The 23,193-nt window shown below is 30.5% G+C and carries 25 protein-coding genes and 1 riboswitch; all 25 genes read left to right on the top strand.

All coding sequences use genetic code 11. The features are described 5' to 3' along the window. Positions 1 to 8 precede the first annotated feature (8 nt). A complete protein-coding gene (gene flgK / locus B2S02_RS04025; RefSeq protein WP_346878714.1) occupies positions 9 to 1,697 on the top strand; it encodes a flagellar hook-associated protein FlgK in 1,689 nt (562 codons plus the stop codon). 25 nt (positions 1,698 to 1,722) lie between these two features. After that, the gene (flgL, locus tag B2S02_RS04020; RefSeq protein WP_346877352.1) at positions 1,723 to 2,658 is read left to right on the top strand and encodes a flagellar hook-associated protein FlgL; all 936 of its coding nucleotides are present in this window, start codon (positions 1,723 to 1,725) and stop codon (positions 2,656 to 2,658) included. 321 nt (positions 2,659 to 2,979) lie between these two features. After that, entirely contained in the window at positions 2,980 to 3,381 is a 402-nt protein-coding gene (fliW, locus tag B2S02_RS04015; protein ID WP_346877353.1) for a flagellar assembly protein FliW, read from the top strand. A gap of 4 nt (positions 3,382 to 3,385) precedes the next feature. Next, entirely contained in the window at positions 3,386 to 3,601 is a 216-nt protein-coding gene (csrA, locus tag B2S02_RS04010) for a carbon storage regulator CsrA (RefSeq protein ID WP_346847866.1), read from the top strand. Positions 3,602 to 3,829: 228 nt separating this feature from the next. Continuing rightward, complete coding sequence (locus B2S02_RS04005; protein ID WP_346847867.1) at positions 3,830 to 4,177, top strand: flagellar protein FlaG; 348 nt, start codon at positions 3,830 to 3,832, stop codon at positions 4,175 to 4,177. A gap of 15 nt (positions 4,178 to 4,192) precedes the next feature. After that, positions 4,193 to 4,582 carry a flagellar export chaperone FliS gene (fliS, locus tag B2S02_RS04000; protein ID WP_346877354.1) on the top strand — a complete coding sequence of 130 codons (390 nt, stop codon included), beginning with the start codon at positions 4,193 to 4,195 and terminating at the stop codon, positions 4,580 to 4,582. A 12-nt stretch (positions 4,583 to 4,594) separates the two neighbouring features. Beyond that, positions 4,595 to 6,622 (top strand): flagellar filament capping protein FliD, encoded by a 2,028-nt coding sequence (fliD, locus tag B2S02_RS03995; RefSeq protein ID WP_346920326.1) that lies wholly within the window; start codon positions 4,595 to 4,597, stop codon positions 6,620 to 6,622. 6 nt (positions 6,623 to 6,628) lie between these two features. Further along, entirely contained in the window at positions 6,629 to 6,958 is a 330-nt protein-coding gene (locus B2S02_RS03990; RefSeq protein ID WP_346877356.1) for a hypothetical protein, read from the top strand. 189 nt (positions 6,959 to 7,147) lie between these two features. Then, positions 7,148 to 7,993, top strand: a complete 846-nt coding sequence (gene hag / locus B2S02_RS03985) for a flagellin Hag (RefSeq protein ID WP_346877357.1) — start codon at positions 7,148 to 7,150, stop codon at positions 7,991 to 7,993. 121 nt (positions 7,994 to 8,114) lie between these two features. Beyond that, positions 8,115 to 9,926, top strand: a complete 1,812-nt coding sequence (locus B2S02_RS03980) for a motility associated factor glycosyltransferase family protein (RefSeq protein WP_346920325.1) — start codon at positions 8,115 to 8,117, stop codon at positions 9,924 to 9,926. Then, positions 9,916 to 10,215 (top strand): hypothetical protein, encoded by a 300-nt coding sequence (locus B2S02_RS03975; RefSeq protein ID WP_346877359.1) that lies wholly within the window; start codon positions 9,916 to 9,918, stop codon positions 10,213 to 10,215. Before B2S02_RS03980 ends, B2S02_RS03975 begins: the two co-directional genes overlap by 11 nt. 13 nt (positions 10,216 to 10,228) lie before the next feature. Beyond that, complete coding sequence (locus tag B2S02_RS03970; protein WP_346920324.1) at positions 10,229 to 11,218, top strand: NAD-dependent 4,6-dehydratase LegB; 990 nt, start codon at positions 10,229 to 10,231, stop codon at positions 11,216 to 11,218. Positions 11,219 to 11,236: 18 nt separating this feature from the next. Continuing rightward, on the top strand, positions 11,237 to 12,400 hold the full coding sequence (locus B2S02_RS03965; protein ID WP_346920323.1) for a LegC family aminotransferase: 1,164 nt from the start codon (positions 11,237 to 11,239) through the stop codon (positions 12,398 to 12,400). A gap of 29 nt (positions 12,401 to 12,429) precedes the next feature. After that, entirely contained in the window at positions 12,430 to 13,482 is a 1,053-nt protein-coding gene (locus B2S02_RS03960) for a nucleotidyltransferase family protein (protein ID WP_346877362.1), read from the top strand. Next, the gene (locus B2S02_RS03955; protein WP_346877363.1) at positions 13,482 to 14,117 is read left to right on the top strand and encodes an acetyltransferase; all 636 of its coding nucleotides are present in this window, start codon (positions 13,482 to 13,484) and stop codon (positions 14,115 to 14,117) included. The genes B2S02_RS03960 and B2S02_RS03955 overlap by 1 nt, the downstream gene beginning before the upstream one ends. Then, on the top strand, positions 14,110 to 15,108 hold the full coding sequence (neuB, locus tag B2S02_RS03950; protein WP_346878716.1) for an N-acetylneuraminate synthase: 999 nt from the start codon (positions 14,110 to 14,112) through the stop codon (positions 15,106 to 15,108). The genes B2S02_RS03955 and neuB overlap by 8 nt, the downstream gene beginning before the upstream one ends. Beyond that, complete coding sequence (gene neuC, locus B2S02_RS03945) at positions 15,102 to 16,271, top strand: UDP-N-acetylglucosamine 2-epimerase (RefSeq protein ID WP_346877365.1); 1,170 nt, start codon at positions 15,102 to 15,104, stop codon at positions 16,269 to 16,271. The genes neuB and neuC overlap by 7 nt, the downstream gene beginning before the upstream one ends. 15 nt (positions 16,272 to 16,286) lie before the next feature. Beyond that, positions 16,287 to 16,985, top strand: coding sequence for an acylneuraminate cytidylyltransferase family protein (locus B2S02_RS03940; protein ID WP_346877366.1), 699 nt, complete (start codon positions 16,287 to 16,289; stop codon positions 16,983 to 16,985). 89 nt (positions 16,986 to 17,074) lie between these two features. Beyond that, entirely contained in the window at positions 17,075 to 17,893 is an 819-nt protein-coding gene (locus tag B2S02_RS03935) for an EFR1 family ferrodoxin (protein WP_346893231.1), read from the top strand. Positions 17,894 to 18,055: 162 nt separating this feature from the next. Beyond that, the gene (locus tag B2S02_RS03930; RefSeq protein ID WP_346920322.1) at positions 18,056 to 19,801 is read left to right on the top strand and encodes a methyl-accepting chemotaxis protein; all 1,746 of its coding nucleotides are present in this window, start codon (positions 18,056 to 18,058) and stop codon (positions 19,799 to 19,801) included. A gap of 198 nt (positions 19,802 to 19,999) precedes the next feature. Further along, positions 20,000 to 20,395, top strand: a complete 396-nt coding sequence (locus B2S02_RS03925) for a nucleotidyltransferase substrate binding protein (protein WP_346920321.1) — start codon at positions 20,000 to 20,002, stop codon at positions 20,393 to 20,395. Then, positions 20,392 to 20,697 carry a nucleotidyltransferase domain-containing protein gene (locus tag B2S02_RS03920; protein ID WP_346920320.1) on the top strand — a complete coding sequence of 102 codons (306 nt, stop codon included), beginning with the start codon at positions 20,392 to 20,394 and terminating at the stop codon, positions 20,695 to 20,697. Before B2S02_RS03925 ends, B2S02_RS03920 begins: the two co-directional genes overlap by 4 nt. A 218-nt stretch (positions 20,698 to 20,915) precedes the next feature. Beyond that, positions 20,916 to 21,761, top strand: coding sequence for a flagellin (locus B2S02_RS03915; protein ID WP_346920319.1), 846 nt, complete (start codon positions 20,916 to 20,918; stop codon positions 21,759 to 21,761). A 111-nt stretch (positions 21,762 to 21,872) separates the two neighbouring features. Then, a riboswitch (cyclic di-GMP riboswitch) is annotated at positions 21,873 to 21,955 on the top strand. 414 nt (positions 21,956 to 22,369) lie between these two features. Next, a complete protein-coding gene (gene flgB, locus B2S02_RS03910) occupies positions 22,370 to 22,750 on the top strand; it encodes a flagellar basal body rod protein FlgB (protein WP_346877372.1) in 381 nt (126 codons plus the stop codon). 2 nt (positions 22,751 to 22,752) lie between these two features. Next, positions 22,753 to 23,184, top strand: a complete 432-nt coding sequence (flgC, locus tag B2S02_RS03905; protein ID WP_346877373.1) for a flagellar basal body rod protein FlgC — start codon at positions 22,753 to 22,755, stop codon at positions 23,182 to 23,184. The last annotated feature ends 9 nt before the right edge of the window (positions 23,185 to 23,193 follow it).

Below are 23,193 nucleotides of genomic sequence, written 5' to 3'. Positions count from 1 at the left end.
AGAAGGTTATGTCAGGATTATTTGCAACATTAAATACATCAAAGGGCGGTATGTTTGCTCAACAGCAATATATCAATGTAACTAGCCATAATATTTCAAATGCTAATACGCCAGGTTTTTCAAGACAACATATTGTACTTCAAACAGCAAGACCTCAAACCATAGCAGGGGGCGTAGGACAGATTGGTACAGGAGTAACAGTAAGTTCCATTGAAAGAACAAGAAATCAGTTTCTTGATTTTCAAATAAGAAAAGAAAGCTCTCTTCTTGGAAATTATGGTGTTAGACAAGATTACTTATCAGAAATTGAAGGTATTTTTAATGAACCTTCTGATACAGGAATGTCAGAACTTATGTCGGAGTTTTTCGATGCTTGGCAAACTCTTTCTAAAAATCCAGAAAAGTCTGATGCTAGAACAGTAGTAGCTCAAAAGGCAAAAGCTTTAGCAGATGAATTAAATCATACTTATAAGAAGTTAAATGATACTAAGGATAATGCAGCTAAAGAAATACAAAACAACCTTTTTGAAGTAAACACTATTCTTGATCAATTAAATTCTATAAATAAAGAAATAATAACTGTTACCATTGCAGGGAACAATCCGAATGACTTATTAGATAGCAGAGATTTACTTTTAGATGAGCTAAGTACAAAGTTTGGTATCGATACTAGAAATCAAATACTTAATGGAATTACTTGTAAACCAGAAGATAATGACTCTATGAATCTAATAAGAAATAAAGATTCTCAAGATATTAATAAATTAGGATTTGTAAATAAACTAACAAAAAATCCAGATGGAAGTTATGATATAGAATACTATAAAAATGGAGATATGACTTCAGATAAAAATAAGGTTACATTAACAGGAGTTACCATTTCTGATGAGCAATATGAAAATTTAAATAATGGAAGAGTACTTGTTACTGAAGAAGATGGAAGTGTGAATCTTACAGGTGGAGCATTAAATAATGATCAAATATTTAATCCATCCTCAGGAAGACTAGGTGGACTTCAATCAATTCACGAAGATGCTGAAAGTTACATCGAACAAGTTAATACCTTGGCAAAGACTTTAGCATTTGCAGTAAATGCTATTCATACAGAAGGAGTTCCAGCAGGTGAACAGTATGCCTTCTTTGTTAATTCAGGAAATGACCCTCTTGATTACGATGGTATTACAGCAGGAAATATAACAATGAATTCAGATATCCTAAAAAATGTTATGCTAATTCAGGCTGGAGCAAGTAAGGGTTCAGGTTCTACTGATGGAGATAGAGCAGGAGCATTAGCAAGCCTAAGAGACTTTGGACTTAATATAGATAGTATTCAAAGTGGTAAAAAGAAGGATGGCTCAGTATATGACTATAAAGCTTTTGTAGAGGAACATCTAGGTACTACTGCTGGAGGAGAGGTACCAAAGTTTAATACTATAGATGGAGGAGTCAAGGTAGAGGGATTCTTTAAAAATACTATAAATAAGTTAGGAGTTCAGTCTGAGGAAGCTACTAGAATTGTTAAAAACCAAAACACTTTGTTAAAGGGACTTGTTGAAAGAAGACTTTCAACTTCAGGAGTATCCTTAGATGAGGAAGCTATAAATCTTGTACAATTCCAACATGCCTTCCAAGCTAATGCAAAGGTAATAACAACGGTAGACCAACTCCTTGATGTAGTAATTGGTCTAGTTAGATAAAAAGATAAGAAGTTGAGGTGATAAAATGAGAATAACTCATGGTGTAATGGTTAGTGGCTTTTTAGGTGATATGAATACTAACTTAAATAGCTTAAACAAAATACAAAAGCAATTAAATACTGGTAAGGTATTTTCAAAACCTTCAGATGACCCTTTTAAAGTAGCAAGATCCATGCAGATGTATTCAGAAATAAATGCTAATAAACAATATAACACTAATATAAAGGATACTATAAACTGGATGGATACCACAGACACAGCTCTAAGCAATGGTACTAAGTGTCTTCAAAGAATAAGGGAACTTATGGTATCTTCTGGAAATGCTGCCTATGGTTCATCAGAACTTACTGCTATTAAAGAAGAGATAAATGAGAGAGTAGCAGAATTTGGACAGATCTTAAATACTAGCTTTGATGGAAAGTATATCTTTGGTGGTAAAGATGGAGCTTTAAAACCAGTAGAAGTAAATTTAGATGGGGTAACAGGTGAAAATTCCATAAGTATATCAGGAGATGAAAATATTATAAATAAATCTCTAAAAGTAGAGATATCTTCTGGTGTTAAAGTGGATTACAATGTAAATGCTGTAGAAGTTTTAAAGTTTAAGGACAAAGCAGGTAATGATATTGAAGTTACACAATTCTTTGATGACCTTCTACATAACTTGAGTGATGTAAATGGTAAGTCTAAGGTTGTAGGAGAAAACTTGGATCAGATGGATAAGGTAATAGAAAATATGATTAGTATAAGTGCTAAGGTTGGTACTGTGCAAAATAGGATGGAAAGTGCTAAGGAGCTGAATACAGCACAAAATGAAAACCTTACAGAAATACTATCTGGTAATGAAGATATAGATTTCATGGAAAAGAGTATGGAGATGGCTGTAGCAAGAACCATCTACGTAGCATCCCTACAAACTAGCTCCAAAGTCCTTCAGCCATCAATTCTAGACTTTTTATAGAGACTTGTAGGCTATGAAAATTCTTTTCCGTGACATGATAAGTGTTTGAAGCATATTTTTAATTAAGAAACTCTAAGTCTACGTTTTTGTGAAATTACCTATCCTCACTATTGGCCATCCTGGCTCAGAGCTCGGCTCTTGCCGTCAGTGGCAAGAGTTACGGTAATTTCACAACGCTACAACTAAGAGTTTCGAGAATCACAAATTTTATTGCTTCTGCACCACTTATCCTTGTCACTACAAAGAATTTTCAAATATAAGAAAGTCACATAAAAGTTGATAGTAGATAAGCAGTAATTAATAGAGATAAGAGGTGTCATTATGGCCGTAGAGGAAAAAGAAAAGAATATTATTACCTTTAATAATGGGTTGCCGGGGTTTGAGAGTTTAAAAACTTTTGTTCTTGAGGAGATAGAAGGGTCAGAGCCTTTTAAGACCCTTAAGTCTACAGAGGATGTGAATATTGGCTTTGTTACTATAGTTCCCTTTGATTTCAAAGTGGATTATGAAGTTAAGTTAACAGAGGCTGTTATAAATTCTCTTAAGATAGAAGCTCCTGAAGATGTTTTGATTTTAAATACGGTTACTCTTAATAGTGATGTTAAGAAGATAACTACTAATTTAAAGGCTCCTATTATAATAAATTCAAAAAATAACTTAGGGTATCAAATGATTCTAGATAGGGAAAACTATAGCATTAAACATCCCTTAATAAAGGAGTGATAGTATGCTAGTGGTAACAAGAAAACCAGGTGAAGGAATTAAAATTGGAGACAATGTAGAGATAACTATAGTTAAAATTGACGATAACTCTGTTAAGGTATCTATCAATGCACCTAAGGAAGTTAAAATATTAAGAAGTGAGCTTTATAAAGAAGTAGGAGAAGAAAACATCAATGCTTCTAAAATAAACATGGAGCTATTACCTAAAATAAAAAAATAATTTTATACATAACCCCCAAATAGTTAAATATTCACACTTTTAACTATATGACTATATAAATAGTTAGCTATATAAGTATAAAACTATATAGCTATATAACTAGTTAAATAGTTAACTAGTTGTTGTCATAGTGCGGGGTTGAGAGGTTAAGTATATATATCAGGGAAGATAATTAATATAATTTACCGAAACATTTATTATAAAATATTATAATTTGGGGGAATTAATATGGAAGTTAGTAGAGTTAATGTTGGAAGAGCCATGGAAGGTGTAACTCCAGCAAGAGAAGTTCAACCTATATCACAAAATAATGCAACGACACAGGAAGCTATAGATAAAAATCAAAATTATAAATTAGAAGAGATTCATAAGGCTGTTGATAAACTTAATAAATTTATGGAAGACGAAGATATCCATGCAGAGTATGAGGTACATGATAAATTTAATCAGATAATGATAAAAATAGTAGATAATAAAACCAAGGATGTATTACTCGAAGTACCACCAAAAAAAATCCTAGATATGGTTGCTAAAATGTGTGAAATGGTGGGGATACTTGTAGACAAAAAGGCCTAAACTGGAGGAGATAAAATGTATAATGCAGGTGCTAATGCATATAACGCGTACAAAAGTAATAGTGTTAATTATGCTTCTAAGGAGCAATTGCTATTAATGCTTTTAGATGGAGCTGTAAAATTTGCTAAAATGGCTAGACAAGCTATATTAGATAAAGATGTAAAAGGTAGTCATGAAAATCTTGTGAAAACTCAAGATATATTTACAGAGCTTATGATTACTTTAGATCAAAATGCCGGTGAATGGGCAGTGAATATGTATAAGATATATGAGTTTATAAAAGAAAGACTTTTCCAGGCAAACATTAAAAAGGATGTAAAAATTATAGATGAAGTTATGCCACTTATAGAAGAAGTAAGAAACACATGGCAGGAAGCTTATGAAGTTTCAAAAGGAAAAAGATAAGGAGGACTAAGTATGAGAATAACAGGACTTGCCACAGGAATGGATATGGACCAATTAGTCAAGGAAACTATGCAGCCCTATAGAATTAAAATTCAACAACAGAAGCAACAAAAAGACATAATGGAGATAAAACAACAACTTTACAGAGACTTAATTAAGGAGTCTAAGGAACTTTATGATAAGTATTTTGATGTTGCGAAAACAGATAGTTTACTATTAAGCAAGAATTGGTCAACAGTAAAATTTCAATCATCCAATGAGAATGTGTTAACTGTAACTGGTGGTAGTGATGTAAAGCCGGGAAATTACACAGTAACAGGGAATACAGCCACAGCAGCTAAGGCAATAGTGACAGAGGGACTAGATTCAGGTAATAGCCTTGTGATAAATGGAAAAGAATTTACGCTACAAGGTGATACAGTAAAAGCAAGGGCTGAAAACTTAAATAAAGAATTAAAAGCAGCAGGAATGAATGTATCGGTTAGATATAGTGATTTTGCAGGAACAGAAGCTGGAAATCAAAGTGGATTTATCTTTGAATCTACAGTTTTAGGTAAGGATAGTACATTTACAATAGGTGGGACAAGTTCATTAGTAGGAACTATAGTAGAGGGAATAGATGCAACAGCCGCAACTGTAACTGGTTTTACAGTTCAGGATTTAAAAGATGCTAATGGCGAAATAAATGTAAATGGTGAGATAGTAACTATTGATATTACACCTGAAAATGTTAATGATGATATAGAGAAGTTATTACAGAGTAAATTGAAAGATAAAAAATTAACTGCGGAAATTGATGACAGTGGAAATATTACTTTTAGTAGCACAGTATTAGGAAGTAAAGTTGAAGATCCTAATATCAAAATAAGTGGTAATACTGGAACTTTTACTAGTGGAATAAATGCTACTTATACTACTAATACTTTAAATGCAGCTGATATAAAAGGGAAAACTATATCTATTAATGGAAATGTTATTGACTTATCTAAAGCAGTTGATGGACAAGAAGTAGAATATTTAAATAAGGTATTAAAAGAACAAAACATAAAGGTAACTGCTAAGTTAGATGAAGTTGATACAAGTAAGATTATATTTACTTCTACCAAAGCTGGAGCAGATGGTAAAGTTGATGTAGGTATATTAGATGGTACAACAATGTCATCACAAGGCACAGACGCTGAAATAGTAGTAAAAGATGATAAAGGTGGAGTGTTTACCCATACTGGTATTTCTAATACGTTAACTTTAGATGGAATGACTTTTAAATTTACAGGAGAAATACCAGCAGAAGGGATAAGTGTAAATGGTAAAAATGATGCTGCTGGGGTAAAAGATAAGCTTGTTAATTTTATTAACGATTATAATAAGCTTATGGAAAAACTTAACACCTTAACTATAGAAAAAAGAAATAAAAACTATATGCCATTAACAGATGAGCAAAAGAAAGAAATGTCAGAGAATGAGATAAAAATTTGGAATGAAAAGGTTAAGCAAGGACAGTTATATAAAGATTCTGATGTATCAAGAATAGCAAATTCTATGAAGAGTGCTATGAGAGGTCTTGTAGATGGAGTAGATGGAAATTTAGAGAAGTTTGGTATTAAACCAGTTGCAGACTATCAAGGAACTAAAAATGGAACTTTTGTTATTGATGAAGATAAACTTACTAATGCTTTAGAAAATAATTTAGAAGATGTAATGAAATTATTTATTTCAACTCCACCATCAGATGATAGTTTATCTGCTCTAGAAAAGAATAAATCAACAGGCGTTGCTCAAAGGTTAAAAGGCATACTATATAATGAAACTGTAAGTATATCATCAAGTTTAATTAAAAAAGTTGGTATAGAAGGTTCAGCTTCATCAGTTAATAGTGAGATAACAAAAGCTATAAAAAAATATGATAGAAAGATGGAAGATATGGAGAAGGATTTTGCTAAAAGAGAACAGCAGCTATATTCTAAATGGGCAACCATAGAATCTATGATGAATAAGCTTAATGCACAACAAAGTTATCTTACATCTCAATTAGGAATGTAGTATATTATGGAATTAAAGGAATTGCTTTTAAGGTATAAAGAAATTACAGAGAAGTTTATTGAAGCTATAAAAAATGATGAAGAAGCCGATAAATTTCTAGAAGAAAGAACAGAAATAATAGAAGAAATGAACAGTATGAATATAAAAAAAGAAGAATTAAAGAAAGTAGTAGAAGAAATAAATTTGTTAACTGTGGAAAAAGAAGCTTTTAATATTCTTAATGAAGAAAGAAGTAAAATAAAGGATGAAATCTTTCAATTAAAAAAAAGTAAAAGGGCTGCTTTTGCATATGAAAATAAATTTAATGGTATTAATTTTATAAATAAAGAGATATAAAATTAAAAAAGAAAAATTGATAAAAAAATAAAAAAAGGTATAAAGTTCATCTTGAACCTACCGATAAATATATTAGAAGATAAAATTAGAATAAACTCATGAGAAACATATCTAGTTATATACTTCTATCAAAGAAGTTATAAATATAAAAGGACAAGGATGTCCGTTAAAATCAAGGAGGAATTAATTATGATAATTAATCACAACATGAATGCGTTAAACGCACACAGAAACATGGGAATCAACACTACTTCAGCAGGTAAATCTATGGAGAAATTATCTTCAGGTTTAAGAATAAACAGAGCTGGAGATGACGCTGCAGGATTAGCAATTTCTGAAAAAATGAGAGGACAAATCAGAGGATTAGAGCAAGCTTCAAGAAACTCTCAAGATGGTATTTCTTTAATTCAAACAGCAGAAGGTGCTTTAAATGAAACTCACAACATTCTTCAAAGAATGAGAGAATTAGCAGTTCAAGCATCAAGTGATACAAATATCCAAGATGATAGAGCTCAAATTGGTAAAGAAATTACAGAATTACAAAATGAAATCAACAGAATAGCAAGCCAAACAGAGTTTAACAAGAAAAAACTTATCAATGGATCTTTATCAGGAGCTGATAACAATGCTTCAGTATTATTACAAGTTGGAGCTAACTCAAAACAAACTGTTACTTTAAAGATTGCAACTATGACAGTAAGTGCTTTAGGAGTAAGTGCTGGAAAAATAGTTATATCATCTGCTACTAGTGCAGCTAGTATTACAGCAATGATAGATACTATAAACACTGCAATAGATACTGTTTCTGGAGAAAGAGCAAAACTTGGAGCAATGCAAAACAGATTAGAGCATACAATTGCTAATGTTAATACTTCATCAGAAAACTTAACAGCTGCAGAATCAAGAGTTAGAGATGTTGATATGGCTAAAGAAATGATGAATTTCTCTAAAAATAACATTTTACAACAAGCTGCACAAGCTATGCTTGCTCAAGCTAACCAACAACCACAAGGAGTTCTTCAATTATTAAGATAATTTAGAACTGGATTATTTTTAAAAGGTACCGATTTATCGGTGCCTTTTTTGTGTAGAGTATTTAAGTTTTTGTTTGAAACAACGATAATAGTGATATATAGAAAAGTGACATAAAAAAGGAGTGATTTATATAGCTATTAATAGATTAACACAAAATAATATAGATAAAGCTATAGAATATGAAGTATATGAAGAAATAAGTAAAGATAATAAAAAAATACTAAGAATATTTACTGAGGGAAAAAGTATTTATTTAGGAAGTAAATATTCTGTTCAAAGGGACATAGATTCAATAAAGGATTTTATTTTAAGTAATGGAGATAAACATAGTATAATCATTGGATTAGGAACTGGAGAGTACATAGAAGAAATAGAGCCTTTAATTAAAGAAGATAATAAGCTGATTATAATCGAACCTAATATTGAGGTTTATAATAAATATATCTATGGAAAAGAAAATAAGTATGAAAACATAGCAATAATTTCTATGACAGATGAATTTTTAAAGTATTTAGAAATGTATATTGGAAGCATTGCTTTAAAATCCTTTGTAGTTCAAGAATACCCTAATTATAGAAATGCATATCCTGCAGAAGTTCATAATATTTATGAGCTTATTAGAAGCGTCACAAGAAGAAGAGTTATTAATAGAAACACCAATATATTTTTTTCTAAGATTTGGTTTGAATCTACCATTTCTGATCTTAAATATTTAAGTAAAAGTAAAAATATAGTGAATATGAAAAATGCATATAGTGATAAACCAGCAGTTATAGTATCAGCAGGACCATCACTATCCAAGAACATAAGTCAACTTAAACAGTTTGAAGATAAGGCTGTGATTTTTACTGGAGGAAGAACATGGAGAACTCTAATAGAAGAAGGAATAAAGGCGGATTTTCTATCTATAATAGATGCCCATGAATTATCTTATGAATTGGTTGATGAAGTTATTAATAAAGAAGAGGTAACATTAGTACATTCAGAGATTTTGCCTAATAAAGTTCTGAAATTACATAAAGGAAATAGAGTGTTCTATCCTTATGCACCTTGGATAAATGATATAGTGGAAAATCCTAATTATAATTTTACTCATTCATCTGTTGCACATACTTGTACAAAATTAGCTATGTATATGGGATGTAATCCTATAATATTTTTAGGTCAGGATTTAGCATATACAGATGATAAGGTTCATGCAGAAAATGCTGAATTTGTACAAGAAAAGTATAAGGATAAAGAAGATATCACTAAGGTAGCTGATAACTTTAGTCCGTACGTGGAAGATATATATGGAAATAAGGTAAGAACAAGTATGACATTAAATTTTTTTAGAGAAGAATTTGAGGAAATTATTAAGGGAAACTCTCAAATAGAATTTATTAATTCCACAGAAGGCGGAGCAAATATCAAGGGAACACAGATTAAAAAATTTATGGATAATAAAGTTATGTTTGATAATGTAATAGATAAGAATCATATATCTGTTAATTATGAAAATATGATTGGATGTATAAGCGATGATAAAGTTATAGATATAATTGATTGTGCTATAAATTATTTAAAAGAGTTAGAGATAAAATTAATAGAAGCTATAAAACATAATGAAAAGTATTATGATAATTTTACTAGTAAACATAAAATATTAAAGAGCTCATTAAAGATTTTAGAAGATACAGATAAATTTATAAGAGAAATACCTAAAGAAATTAGATTTATAGAATATTTATTTGCAGATACTATTAATATCGTTTTATATAATCCAGATTATAAAATTGGAAATGAAGATACGGAGTTAAGTAAGGCTAAGAAAATATATGAAAAAAGTAAAATACTATATTCAAACTTGTTAAATGAAGCTGAATATGCATTAAAATATATAAAAAATGAAAGAAAATCTATATGTAAAGGGGAAACTTACAGTGAATATTAAGGAATTTGCAGAAAATTTAGTAGAACTTATTAGTATAAATAATGAAGAAACAAGAAACAATGGGGGTAAAATAAATACTCAAGTGTTTGAAAGTATACTTGAATATATACAAATATTCATGACAGAAGCTATAAAAGTAAATAGTAATTGTATTAATATAGAAAAATTCAATGAAATTCTTAAAGAGATATTAGAAGCCCTAAAAAACAATGATTTAATCTTAATGAGTGATATGTTTGAATATGAGATTATACCAGAAATAAATAAAGTTATAGAACAATTAAGTTAATGAGGTGTATTAGATGAGTAAAAAGGTATTAATAACAGGAGCAGATGGATTTATTGGAAGTCACCTTACAGAAACACTTTTAGAAGAAGGTTATGATGTTAAGGCATTTACATATTATAATTCATTTAATTCATGGGGCTGGTTAGATACATTGTCTAAAGATAAGTTAAAGGAAATTGAAGTGTTTACAGGAGATATAAGAGATCCTAATGGAGTTAGAGAAGCTATGAAAGGAGTAGATGAAGTATTTCATCTTGCAGCCTTAATTGCAATTCCTTTTAGTTATCATTCACCAGATTCTTATGTTGATACTAATATAAAAGGAACTCTGAATGTGCTACAAGCTGCAAGAGACTTGGAGACTGAAAGGATACTGGTAACTTCTACGTCAGAAGTTTATGGAACAGCCCAGTACGTACCTATAGACGAATTGCACCCATATCAGGGTCAATCTCCTTATTCAGCAACTAAGATAGGTGCAGATAGGTTAGCTGAATCTTTTTATAGAAGCTTTAATATGCCGATTTCTATTGTTAGACCATTTAATACATACGGCCCAAGACAGTCAGCTAGAGCTGTTATTCCAACAATAATTACCCAATTATTATCTGGAGAAACTGAAATAAAATTAGGTTCTTTAACACCTACAAGAGACTTTAATTTTGTTAAGGATACAGCAAGAGGATTTATAGAAATTGCTAAATCAGATAGAACCATAGGCGAAGAGATAAACATAGCTACTCAAGATGAAATATCCATAGGAAGATTAGCAGAGGAAATGATAAGACAAATAAATCTAAATGCAAAAATCGTATGTGATGATCAAAGATTAAGACCTGATAAAAGTGAAGTAAATAGATTATTAGGTTCAAATGAAAAAATTAAGAAGTTAACAAATTGGTTGCCTAGTTATACTTTTGAAGAAGGAATTAGAGAAACTATAGAATGGTTTAGAAAACCAGAAAACTTAGCTAAGTATAAAGCTGACATATATAATATTTAATTAAAGGAGATGGGCTAAGTGAAGAAGTTTATTCCGCTTTCAGTACCTAATTTAAAAGGAAATGAATTAAAGTATGTAGTAGATGCAGTAGAAAAAGAATGGGTATCTACTGGTGGAGCATATATAAATGAATTTGAGGATAGCATAGCTAAATATCTTAATGTTGAATCTGCCGTTGCTTGTCAAAGTGGAACTGCTGGTATTCATTTATCGTTAATTTTAAGTGGAGTAGATGCTGGAGATGAAGTCATAGTTCCTACATTGACATTTATTGCAGCAGTAAATCCTGTTAGATATATTGGAGCAGAACCTATATTTATGGATTGTGATGATTCATTAACAATGGATGCTAATAAACTAAAAATGTTTTGTGAAGAAGAGTGTGAATTTATTGGTGGAAAATTAATAAATAAGCTTAATAGGAAGCATATAAAAGCCATAATTGTAGTTCATGTTTTTGGTAATAGTGTAAATATAGAGAGGATAATGGATATTGCACAAAAATATAACCTTAAAGTTATAGAGGATGCAACAGAAGCATTAGGAACTAAATTCATTTCAGGAAAATATATTGGAAAGTATGCGGGAACTATAGGTGATTTTGGAGTGTACTCGTTTAATGGAAATAAAATAATTACCACTGGTGGAGGTGGGATGATAGTATCAAATCATCCGGAACTTTTAACAAAAGGAAAATACCTCTCTACGCAAGCTAAAGATGATGAACTTTACTATATACATGATGAAATAGGATATAATTATCGAATGACTAATTTACAAGCAGCACTAGGGGTTGCGCAATTAGAACAATTAGATAAATTTATAGAAATTAAGAAAAAAAATTATGAGTTATATAATAATGGATTGAAAAATACTAAAGGATTAACAATGCTTGATTTTAATAATAATATACAACCCAATTATTGGTTTTATTCTTTATTAATAAATAATGATATATATCCATTAAGAGTTAAAGAAATTATTCCGTATCTTAAAGAAAAAAATATACAAGTAAGACCAATATGGAATTTAATTCATACTCAAAAACCGTATAGAGAATCAAGAGCTTATAAAATAGATAGAGCTAATTATTATTTAGAAAATGTGATAAATATTCCATGTAGTAGCAATTTAACAGAAGAAGAAGTTAATTATGTTATTAATGTTTTGAATAGTATTTAAAGCATTATTAAGTATGGGGAGATATAGCTATGAATATTCAGGATATAATAATAAATGAAGAGATAAGTATAAGACAAGCTGCTAAGATTTTAGATAAAACTGCCAAGCAGGTTTTACTTATAACAGAAGATAATAAGTTAAAGGCTATACTTACAGATGGCGATATAAGAAGATGGATTTTAAAGAGTGGGGATTTGTCGGCACCTGTAAAAGAAATTGCTAACTATTCGCCTAAATATATAACAGAAACAGAGAGATATAAAGCTAAAAGACTTATGAAGAAATATTCAATTAGTTCTATACCTGTAGTTAGTATTGAAGGGGAAGTAAAATCAATAATATTTTGGAACGACTTGGATATGTCTAGTGTTGAGAAGAAGCCTTCATTAGATATACCAGTGGTAATTATGGCTGGAGGGTTAGGCACTAGGTTATATCCTTACACTAAAATTTTACCTAAGCCTCTTATACCTATTGGTGATATACCTATAGTAGAAAGAATAATTAATAGATTTAAGGAATTTGGATGTAATGAATATTATTTAACCGTTAATTATAAGAAAAATATGATTAAAGCATATTTTGAAGAAGTAGTTAAGAATTATAATATATACTATATAGAAGAAGATAAACCGCTAGGTACTGGAGGGAGCCTTTATTTTCTTAAAGATAAAATAAAGAGCACATTTTTTGTATCTAACTGTGATATATTAATAGATAGTGATTATGAAGCCATGTATGAGTATCATAAAGAAAATAAAAACTTTATTACTATGGTATGTGCAGTTAAAAATATGGTAATACCTTATGGTGTAGTTAATTTAAATAATGAAGGAAATATACAGAGTATGGTAGAAAAACCTGAGTATTCATTTTTAACTAATACAGGAATGTACATAATAGAGCCTGAGGCACTACAATTAATAAAGGAAGACACATTTATTCACTTACCTGATATAGCAAAAGAATGTATGGATAAAGGAATGAAAGTTGGAGTTTATCCAATAACAGAGAGAGCTTGGATGGATATGGGACAACCAGATGAAATGCAAGAAATGATGAAAAGATTAGAGGAAGGTTAATGAAAAAGATTGTATTAGTAGGTGGAGGAGGGCACTGTAAAAGTGTCATTGACTCCATAAGAAGTAAAAATGAATTTGAAATAGTAGGTATTACAGATCCTGTTGACAAAGGGGAGATACTTAATGTTAAGATACTTGGAACGGATTATATATTACAAGATATGCATAATCAAGGTGTTGAATATGCATTTATTACAGTTGGAAGTATTGGAAATCCTAAATTAAGAATTACTTTATATGATATGCTAAGTAAAATAGGATTTAAATTTCCAGCTATAATAGATAAAACGGCTATTGTATCGGAAGAATGTGGTATAGGTGAAGGAACTTTTGTAGGAAAAGGTGCTATAGTAAATGCAGAAGCTATAATAGGGAAACAAGCTATTATAAATACAGGAGCTATAGTTGAGCATGACTGCCTAGTTGGAGATTTTGTACATATTGCTCCAGGAGCAACTCTGAGCGGAGGAGTGACCATAGAAAAGTATTGTCATGTAGGAACAAATGCTACTATTATTGAGGGAATAAGTGTAGTCAAAAGTACTGTAATTGGAGCAGGATCCGTAGTAATTAATTCAATAGATAAAGTATCTAAAGTATATGGAAATCCAGCAAGGGGGAAAGAATATGAATAAGGTATTTATTATTGCAGAAGCTGGTGTTAATCATAATGGAAGTGTTGAAGTAGCAAAAAAGTTAATAGATGAAGCAGTAATAGCAGGAGCTGATGCAGTTAAGTTTCAAACCTTTAAAGCGGAAAATTTAGTGACTAAGAATGCTAAACAAGCTAAATATCAAGTAAGAAATTTAAGCGAAGAGACTTCGCAGTTTGAAATGCTGAAAAAGTTAGAATTGGATTACGCTGAATATAGAGAGTTGGTAGAATATTGTAAAAAGAGACATATAATGTTTTTATCATCACCATTTGATATAGAAAGTATAGAGTTTTTAGATAACTTGGGAATTGAAGTATTTAAAATTCCATCTGGAGAAATAGAAAATGTACCTTACCTTGAAAAGGTAGCTAGAATAGGTAAAAAGATTATCTTATCTACAGGAATGAGTGATTTATCAGACATAGAATTTGCTTTAAGCACTCTAAGAAATAATGGTAATAATGAAATTATTGTATTACATTGTAATACAGATTATCCTACTAATATGAATGATGTAAATTTGAAAGCAATGGAGACAATAAAAGAAGCATTTAAGGTTGATGTTGGATACTCTGATCATACAGAAGGAATAGAGGTTTCAATTGCAGCTGTAGCAATGGGAGCAAAGGTAATAGAGAAACATTTTACACTTGATAAAACTATGGAAGGACCTGATCATTTAGCTAGTTTAAATCCAGATGAGCTTAGGATGATGATTAAGTCTATTAGAAATATAGAAAAGGCTCTTGGAGATGGAATCAAGTATCCCACCACTGTAGAAAAAGAAAATAAGAAGATAGTAAGGAAAAGTATCGTTGCTAGTGTAGATATAAAATGCGGTGAAGTTTTCACAGAAAAAAATTTAACTGTTAAGAGACCTGCAAGTGGAATAAACCCCAAGATGTGGCACGCTATAATTGGTATGGTTTCTAAAAAAGATTATAGAAAGGATGATCTAATTCAATGGTAAAAAGAATATGTGTGATTACTGGAACAAGAGCTGAATATGGATTACTGAAGCCGTTAATAATGAAAATGATAGATGATAAAGAGATAGATTTAAAATTGGTTGTTACAGGAATGCACATGTCAACAGAATTTGGACTTACATATAAATTGATTGAAGAAGATGGCATAGTTATTGATGAAAAAATAGAAATATTACTAAGTTCAGATTCACATGTAGCTACTTCAAAAGCAATGGGATTAGCTATTATTAGCTTTAGTGAGTATATTAATAGAACTAAGCCTGACATGGTAATTGTACTTGGTGATAGATATGAAATATTGGCTGCAAGTATTTCAGCTATGGTAGCTAATGTTCCTATAGCACATATACATGGAGGAGAGATAACCGAGGGAGCACAGGATGATGTATTTAGGCACTGCATAACTAAATTGAGTTATCTTCATTTTACAAGTACTGAAAGTTATAGAAAGAGGGTAATGCAGTTAGGGGAAGAGCCTCATAGAGTTTTCAATGTTGGAGCTATAGGAATAGAAAATATTAAAGTATTAAAATTATTATCCCAGGAAGAGATAGAAAAAAGTATAAATTTTGTTTTGAATAAAAAATTTGCGCTTGTTACATTTCATCCAGTTACACTAGAACAGGGATTAGCAGAGATACAGATTACAGAGTTATTAGGTGCTTTAGAAGAATTTGATGATATGAAATTTATAATTACAAAAGCTAATTCTGATAATGAGGGGAGAAAAATAAATAGAAAGATAGATGAATTTATATCTAAAAACCCAGAGAAATATATTGGTTTTGTTTCTATGGGACAACTAAAATATTTAAGTGCTATGAAGTATTGTAGTATGGTAATAGGGAATTCATCTAGTGGAATTATAGAAGCTCCTTCCTTTAATATCCCTACTATAAATATTGGTGATAGACAAAAGGGAAGATTGCAAGCTAAAACGGTAATCAATTGTGACCCTATTAAAAGTGATATTATTAAAGCAATAAAAAGAGGACTAAGTAAAGAATTTAAAGATAAAATATCAAAGATTGAAAATCCATATGGAGATGGAGATACATCTAACAAAATACTATATGAAATAAAAAAAGCGTTAAGCAAAGAGATAGAGTTAAAAAAAACTTTTTACGATATAAATATGATGTGAAAGGTAAAGGTATAAATGTATAGTAATAAAAGAATCTTAGCAATAATACCTGCAAGAAGCGGTTCTAAGGGGCTAAGGCATAAAAATATAAAATTATTAAATGATAAGCCATTAATAGCATATACCATTGAAGCTGCTATTGAAAGTGATATATTTACCGATATAGTTGTTTCTACTGATTCAGAAGAGTATGCCAATATATCTAAACGATATGGAGCAAGTATACCATTTTTAAGACCAGATGAATTAGCTAGCGACATAGCTAGTAGTACAGATATGATTGTGTATACCATTCAAAGATTAAAGGAGTTAGGGAAAGTATATGATTATTTTATGTTACTACAACCTACTTCACCCCTAAGAAAAGCTTTAGACATAAAAAAATCATTAGATTTATTAATAGAAAACAAATTAGATTCTGTAGTAAGTGTTTGTGAGGCTGAACATTCTTTAAGTATATATAATACATTGAGTGATAGTTTATCTTTAGAAGGTTTTATAAATAAAAACAGTGCAACTCGAAGGCAAGATGACAAAAAGTATTATCGTATAAATGGTTCAATATATATATCTAATGTTGAAAAATATTTAAGCGAAAGGGATTTCTACGGAAAGAAAAGCAAAGCATACATTATGAGTAGAGAAAGCTCAATAGATATTGATACAGAGCTAGATTTTAGAATTGCAGAATATATTATGGCCCAAAATATATAATTGAGCTAATTATGTTGAGGTCAAATATCACTCAGCATAATGCTATGGAATATTCATACTGGTCTTTCATTCATTAAGAGGTGATAAATTTGCATTATAAACTAAACACACTATATTTTAGTGCTACAGATACAACTAAGAAAGTAATATCTGGTATAGCAGAAGGACTTTCGGAAGATATGAACCTAAAGGAAAGCATAAATAGTATTGATTTTACCTTACCAAAGATAAGGGAGAAATCTGTATCTTTTTCAAAGGATGATATTGTTATTGTAGGAGTTCCAGTTTATGCAGGGCGAGTGCCTAATGTGCTTTTAAGGTATATAAATTCTATTGTGGGTAATGGTGCGTTGGCTGTCGCAGTGGTGGTTTATGGAAATAGAAATTATGATGATGCTTTGATAGAGTTAAGAGATATATTAGAACTAGATGGCTTTAGGGTTATTGTGGGGGCTGCATTTATAGGACAACATTCTTTTTCTAAAACCTTAGCTAAGAATAGACCTGATGAAAAGGATATGGATATAGTTAGGAATTTTGCTGATAAAATATATAGTAAAATTGCTGCTGGAGAAGATGGACAGGATCTATTAATAAATGAACAAAAGCCTTATAGAAATTATTATATGCCTAGGGATGAAAAGGGAGAGCCTATTGATATAAGAAAGGTGAAGCCCAAAACTAAGGATAGTTGTATAGATTGTAAACTTTGTGCTAGTGTTTGTACCATGGGCTCTGTTGATCTTGAAGATGTGACTAAAGTTAATGGAATTTGTATTAAATGTTGTGCATGTATTAAAAAATGTCCTGTAGAAGCAAAGTATTTTGATGATATTGGATATTTAAAGCACAAAGAAGAATTAGAAATAAATTTTATACATAGAAAAGAACCAGAATTATTTTTGTAAACAGATAATTGTAAAAAGCATTAATGGCTAATAATAGCTGTTAATGCTTTTTATATGTGATAAAGTTTAAAAAAAACCATAAAGTTATAATGTTAAATATCGATAATATTATTAATTTTAATTATATATTACTAAAATTTTGTGACAGAGGAGATTAAATTTATGAAAAGCTTAAAATGGAAAATAACTACTATTATTCTTACTATTATTATAATTATTTCGTTGTCTATGATGTTTATGGGACTTTTTAAGTCATTTAGTGTTACTAAAAATATTATAAACAAACAATCAGAAGATGCAATAGGTTCAGGTTATAGTGTGCTAGATATTTATCTTAAGGAGCAGTTTGGTACATTAAGTCTTAATGATGATGGGAAACTTATAGACTCTAATGGTAAGCCCATTGATGGTGACTATGAGTTTATTGACGAATTAGCGGAAGGTATGGATATACTTGCTACTGTCTTTGCTAAGTCTGGTGATGATTATGTGAGAGTTTTGACCACAATTAGAGATGATAAAGGGGAACGAATTATTGGAACAAAATTGGATGCTAGTGGTAAAGCCTATGAAGAGATTTCAAAGGGGAATGAATATTTTGGAGAAGCTGATATATTAGGTGAAAAGTATATGACAAAATATGCACCTATTTTTGGTGATAATAATGAAGTCATTGGTATTTATTATGTTGGAAAATCTGTAGAATCAATTTTAGATATATATAATGAAGGTGTATTATCTACCATAAAATCGGTAGTTATAGTAATTGTTATTGGACTACTTATATCTGTTGCTATAAGCTATAGCTTAGGGGCATCAATTACAAAACCTATAGTTGCTTTAACTAATACTATAAAAAAACAGTCAAATTTAGACTTTAAGTTTAATGAAAAAGATGAAACGTTAAAATATATGAAAAGGAAAAATGAAATAGGAATTATGGCAAATTCTCTGAAGGTTATGGAGGCCAATGTAAGAGACTTTGTTATAAAAACTTCAGAAGGTGCAGAAAAGGTAGTGGCAACTTCCCAGGAACTAACAGCAACAGCAGAACAATCAGCCATAGCGTCTGAAGAAATATCAAGAACTATAGAAAATATAGCTAGTGGAGCAAGTAGCCAAGCTCAAGATACAGGAGAAGCAGCTTTAAGTGTAGAAGAAATGGGTAGTTTACTAGAAGAGAATAAAGAATATACAGAGGAATTAAATAACGCAGCAAAGGATATAGAAAAGGAAAAAGAAGAAGGTTTTATTATATTAAAAGATTTAGTATTAAAAACGGGAGAAAGTAATAATGCTTATAAACAGGTGTATGAAATTATATTAAGTAATAACGAAAGTGCAGAAAAGATAGAAAAGGCAAGTACAATGATTCAGTCTATATCGGAACAAACAAATCTACTTGCTTTGAATGCAGCTATTGAAGCAGCAAGAGCAGGCGAACATGGAAGAGGTTTTGCCGTAGTAGCAGAAGAGATAAGAAAACTTGCTGAAGAATCTAATAATTTTACAGGAGAAATCAAAACTGTAATAGAAGAGTTAAAATTAAAATCTGAAAATGCAGTAAATAGAATGAAAGAAGTAAAAGGGATAATTGATTCCCAATCTGAAAGTGTAGAAAAAACTGAAGAAAAATTTCATAGAATATCAAATTCTATAGAAATAACTAATAATGTTATAGATAAGCTTAATGAATCATCAGAAAAAATGAATGAAAATAAAGAAAAACTTGTAGACTTAATGCAAAATCTATCTGCTATAGCAGAAGAAAATGCAGCAGGAACTGAGGAAGCTTCAGCAGCTATAGAAGAACAATCAGCAAGTATCGAAGAAATAGCCAATGGTAGTGAAGGATTGGTAAATATTATAGATGAACTACAAGGTATTATCAATAAATTTACAGTATAAATATTCCACGGGGTCAGACCCCGAGGAAAAGAATTCCTGGGGGTCTTACCCTATGGTGATTTTTCAATTAAATTTGGTCACAGGCATTTGTAAAAGAATGGTTCAATCCCTGCATTTTACATGGTATAATAAAATAGTATGAAGATGAATATACTATGGTTTTAAGAGAAAAAATAATTAAAAAGCAGGTGGCTTTATATGAACAATGATATTCGCTGGAAACAGAGATTTTCTAATTATAAAAAGGCTACATCACAACTAACGGAGTTTATAGAAAAAGGTGACCTTAATAAATTTGAAGTTCAAGGTTTAATAAAATGTTTTGAATATACTTTTGAATTAGCATGGAAGACTATGAAAGATTATCTTGAATTAGAAGGATTTGAAGTAAAAAGTCCAAGGGGAACGATAAAAACTGCTTTTCAAATTCAGTTGATTGAAGATGGACATATATGGATTGATGCATTGGAAAAGAGAAACTTAATGTCATATACTTATAATGAAGAAGTGGCTGAAGAAGCAGTAGAGCTTATTCGTAAATCCTATTATCCTATTATTAAAAAATTATATTCTAAATTGGAGGAATTACAGTGAGTTTTGGGCTAAGAGAATTAGATTTAGAATATATAGTTAGTGTTATAAGAGGATTTGATGAGATTGAAAAAGCATCTATATTTGGTTCCCGTGCTAAGGGTAATTATAAGCCAGGCTCAGATATTGATATAGCTGTCTATGGAGAAAATATAAATTTGGATATTTTATCAAAACTTAATTCAATACTGGAAGAAAAAAGTCCTATGCCGTACTTTTTTGACATAGTTGATTATTCACATTTAAAGCATAAGGAATTAAAGGAACATATAGATAGGGTAGGGAAAGTTATCTTTTCTAGGTGACGGGCACTTGTGAAAGAATGGAAAAGCATTAATGGCTAAAAATAGCTGTTAATGCTTTTGCTAATCATAAAGTAATTAATAAAAAGTGACGATAAGTAAAATGGATTTAGTTGTCAACATAGTTTAAATAAATGGAACTTTATTCCATGGGGTCAGACCCCAAGGAAAAAAATTCCTGGGGGTCAGACCCCGTGGTAATTTTTGTGAGGAGTGAGATAATGAGATTAAGTAGAAATATGTCCGCTATGAGGATATTTAATAGCTATACTAAAAATTTAGTAGCTCAATCTAAGGCTTATGGTAGTATTAGTTCAGGTAATAAGATACAGACCTATAGAGATGATCCTAATGCTAAGGCTAAGAGCGATAAGTTGAAGTTAGAGATTAGAGGTCTTCAAATGGCCACTAGAAATATTCAAGATAGTGTAAGTCTTATGCAAACCATGGATGGTGGTATGCAAAGTATAAGTGAAGCCTTACAAAGGGCTAGAGAACTTATGGTTCAAGCTGGAGGAGCAACTACGCTGGAAGATAGAGCAGTTATTCAAAAGGAAATAGATGAGAATCTAGAACATATAACTTATACTGCTAATAATACGGAGATGAATGGTGTAAAGCTGTTAGCCGATAAAAATAATCCAGGTGATACAGTGGATCTACTTATTGGAGCAACTAGTGACTATGTAACTAAACTGCCAACATATAATTTAACATCTACAGGACTAGGACTTGTGAATGCTGACGGTAGCAATAAAATAAGTGTGGAGAATATGAATGATGGATTAGAACGCTTAGATGATGCTATAGATAAGCTTAATTCTGGAAGAGGAAAGTATGGAGCTCTAAGTAATAGAATGGAGTCTACTGCAGATTATACCAGTGAAATAGTAGGTAAGGTTGAAGGAGCAGAAGGTGAAATTACTGGTACTGATATAGCACTAGAAATGGTTGAATATGCTAAAAACTCAATTTTAGTGGAATCAGGTATGGCTATGATGGCTCAAAGTAATGAATTTCCACAGGATATTCTACAAATATTGAGCAATGTATATCCTAATAGGTAGAGAAAAAGTAATTTCGTGTAGCAAATAAGGAATTTTAAGTAAAAAGTAAATAATTTACGTTTAAAAGGTTGAATGGAAGAAAAATATAGTATATAATGCAGATATGTGAAAAAATTAAATAGGCAAAATTGACGAAAGTTAGTGACGCAAAGCTATAGGGGCTAAGCCTAAGGGTATGCCAGCCAGTTGCCAAAGAGTAAGTATACTTTTTGTTTTAGGTATTATAGAAGTAAATAATATTTTTATTTTAACCTTGTTGTAATTAAAAGCTACTCTTTTTGAGTAGCTTTTTTTATATAAAATTTATAGTTTTTCGTATAAAAGTTGCAATTGGCTTTACAAAATATACCATATTGTAAATGATTACCCAGGTTCATGTTTTACAATGAGTATTTTACATAAGATTACATGTAACCATTATTATTCAATCTTTACCATACTGTTTTTTACTAATGATGAATTTTGTAGATTTATTTCTATTTAAAGTAAGTTTAAAGTGTATAAAATAAATAAAAAATCGTATAACTAACAAAAAAAAGAAGGGATTTAAGTATTTATGTCTAATTTATAAACATTAAGTATGTTTAAGTGGAAAATGGAGGTATAAAATGTCACAAAATGAAGTATATGGATTGTTAAAAAAATCTATGAATGTAACTGTTGAGGCTAATAAGGTTATTGCTAATAATATTGCAAATGTAAATATAAAAAACTATAAGAGATATTATGTTCCCTTCGAACAGGTTATGGAAGAGTCAACAGCTAATGGTAATTTAAAAACTACAAATGAAAAACATATAGGCATTGGAAGCAAAGATGTACAAGTTAAAAGAGATGATAGTGCATCTATGCGAGAAGATGGTAATAACGTGGATATTGAAACAGAAATGACAAGTCAAGCTGCTAATACTATGATGTATGAATCTTTAGTTAGATTTGCCAGTGGAAAGCTAAATAGTACAAGTAGAGTTATAAAAGGAGGGAACTAAAAGTGGAGGCATTTAGAGGAATGAGAATTTCAGCTAGTGGTCTTACTGCAGAAAGATTAAGAATGGATACTATCTCTTCTAATATTGTTAATGCAGGAACTACTAGAGGAAAAGATGGGAAACCTTATGTAAGAAAGATTGCTATGTTTCAAGAGAACTTAAAGGAAGCCTACAATAAAAGCAATGGAAAAGTAGAGGACAAGTTAAATGGGGTTAAAGCAGTTGGCATTGTAGATGATGAATCAGAACTTATTAAAGTATATAATCCAAGTCATCCAGATGCGGATGAAGAAGGATTTGTATCTATGCCAAATGTAAATATCTCCAATGAAATGGTGGAGTTAATAGCATCAAGTAGAGCTTATGAAGCCAATGTCAATGCAATGAACGCACAAAAAAGTATGTTTTTAAAAACTTTAGAAATAGGTAAATAAAAGATGGGA

It is taken from the genome of Clostridium sp. UBA7339 (assembly GCF_002470865.1).
Lineage (GTDB): Bacteria > Bacillota > Clostridia > Clostridiales > Clostridiaceae > Clostridium_J > Clostridium_J sulfidigenes.
This window is presented reverse-complemented; position numbering and strand designations above follow the sequence as displayed.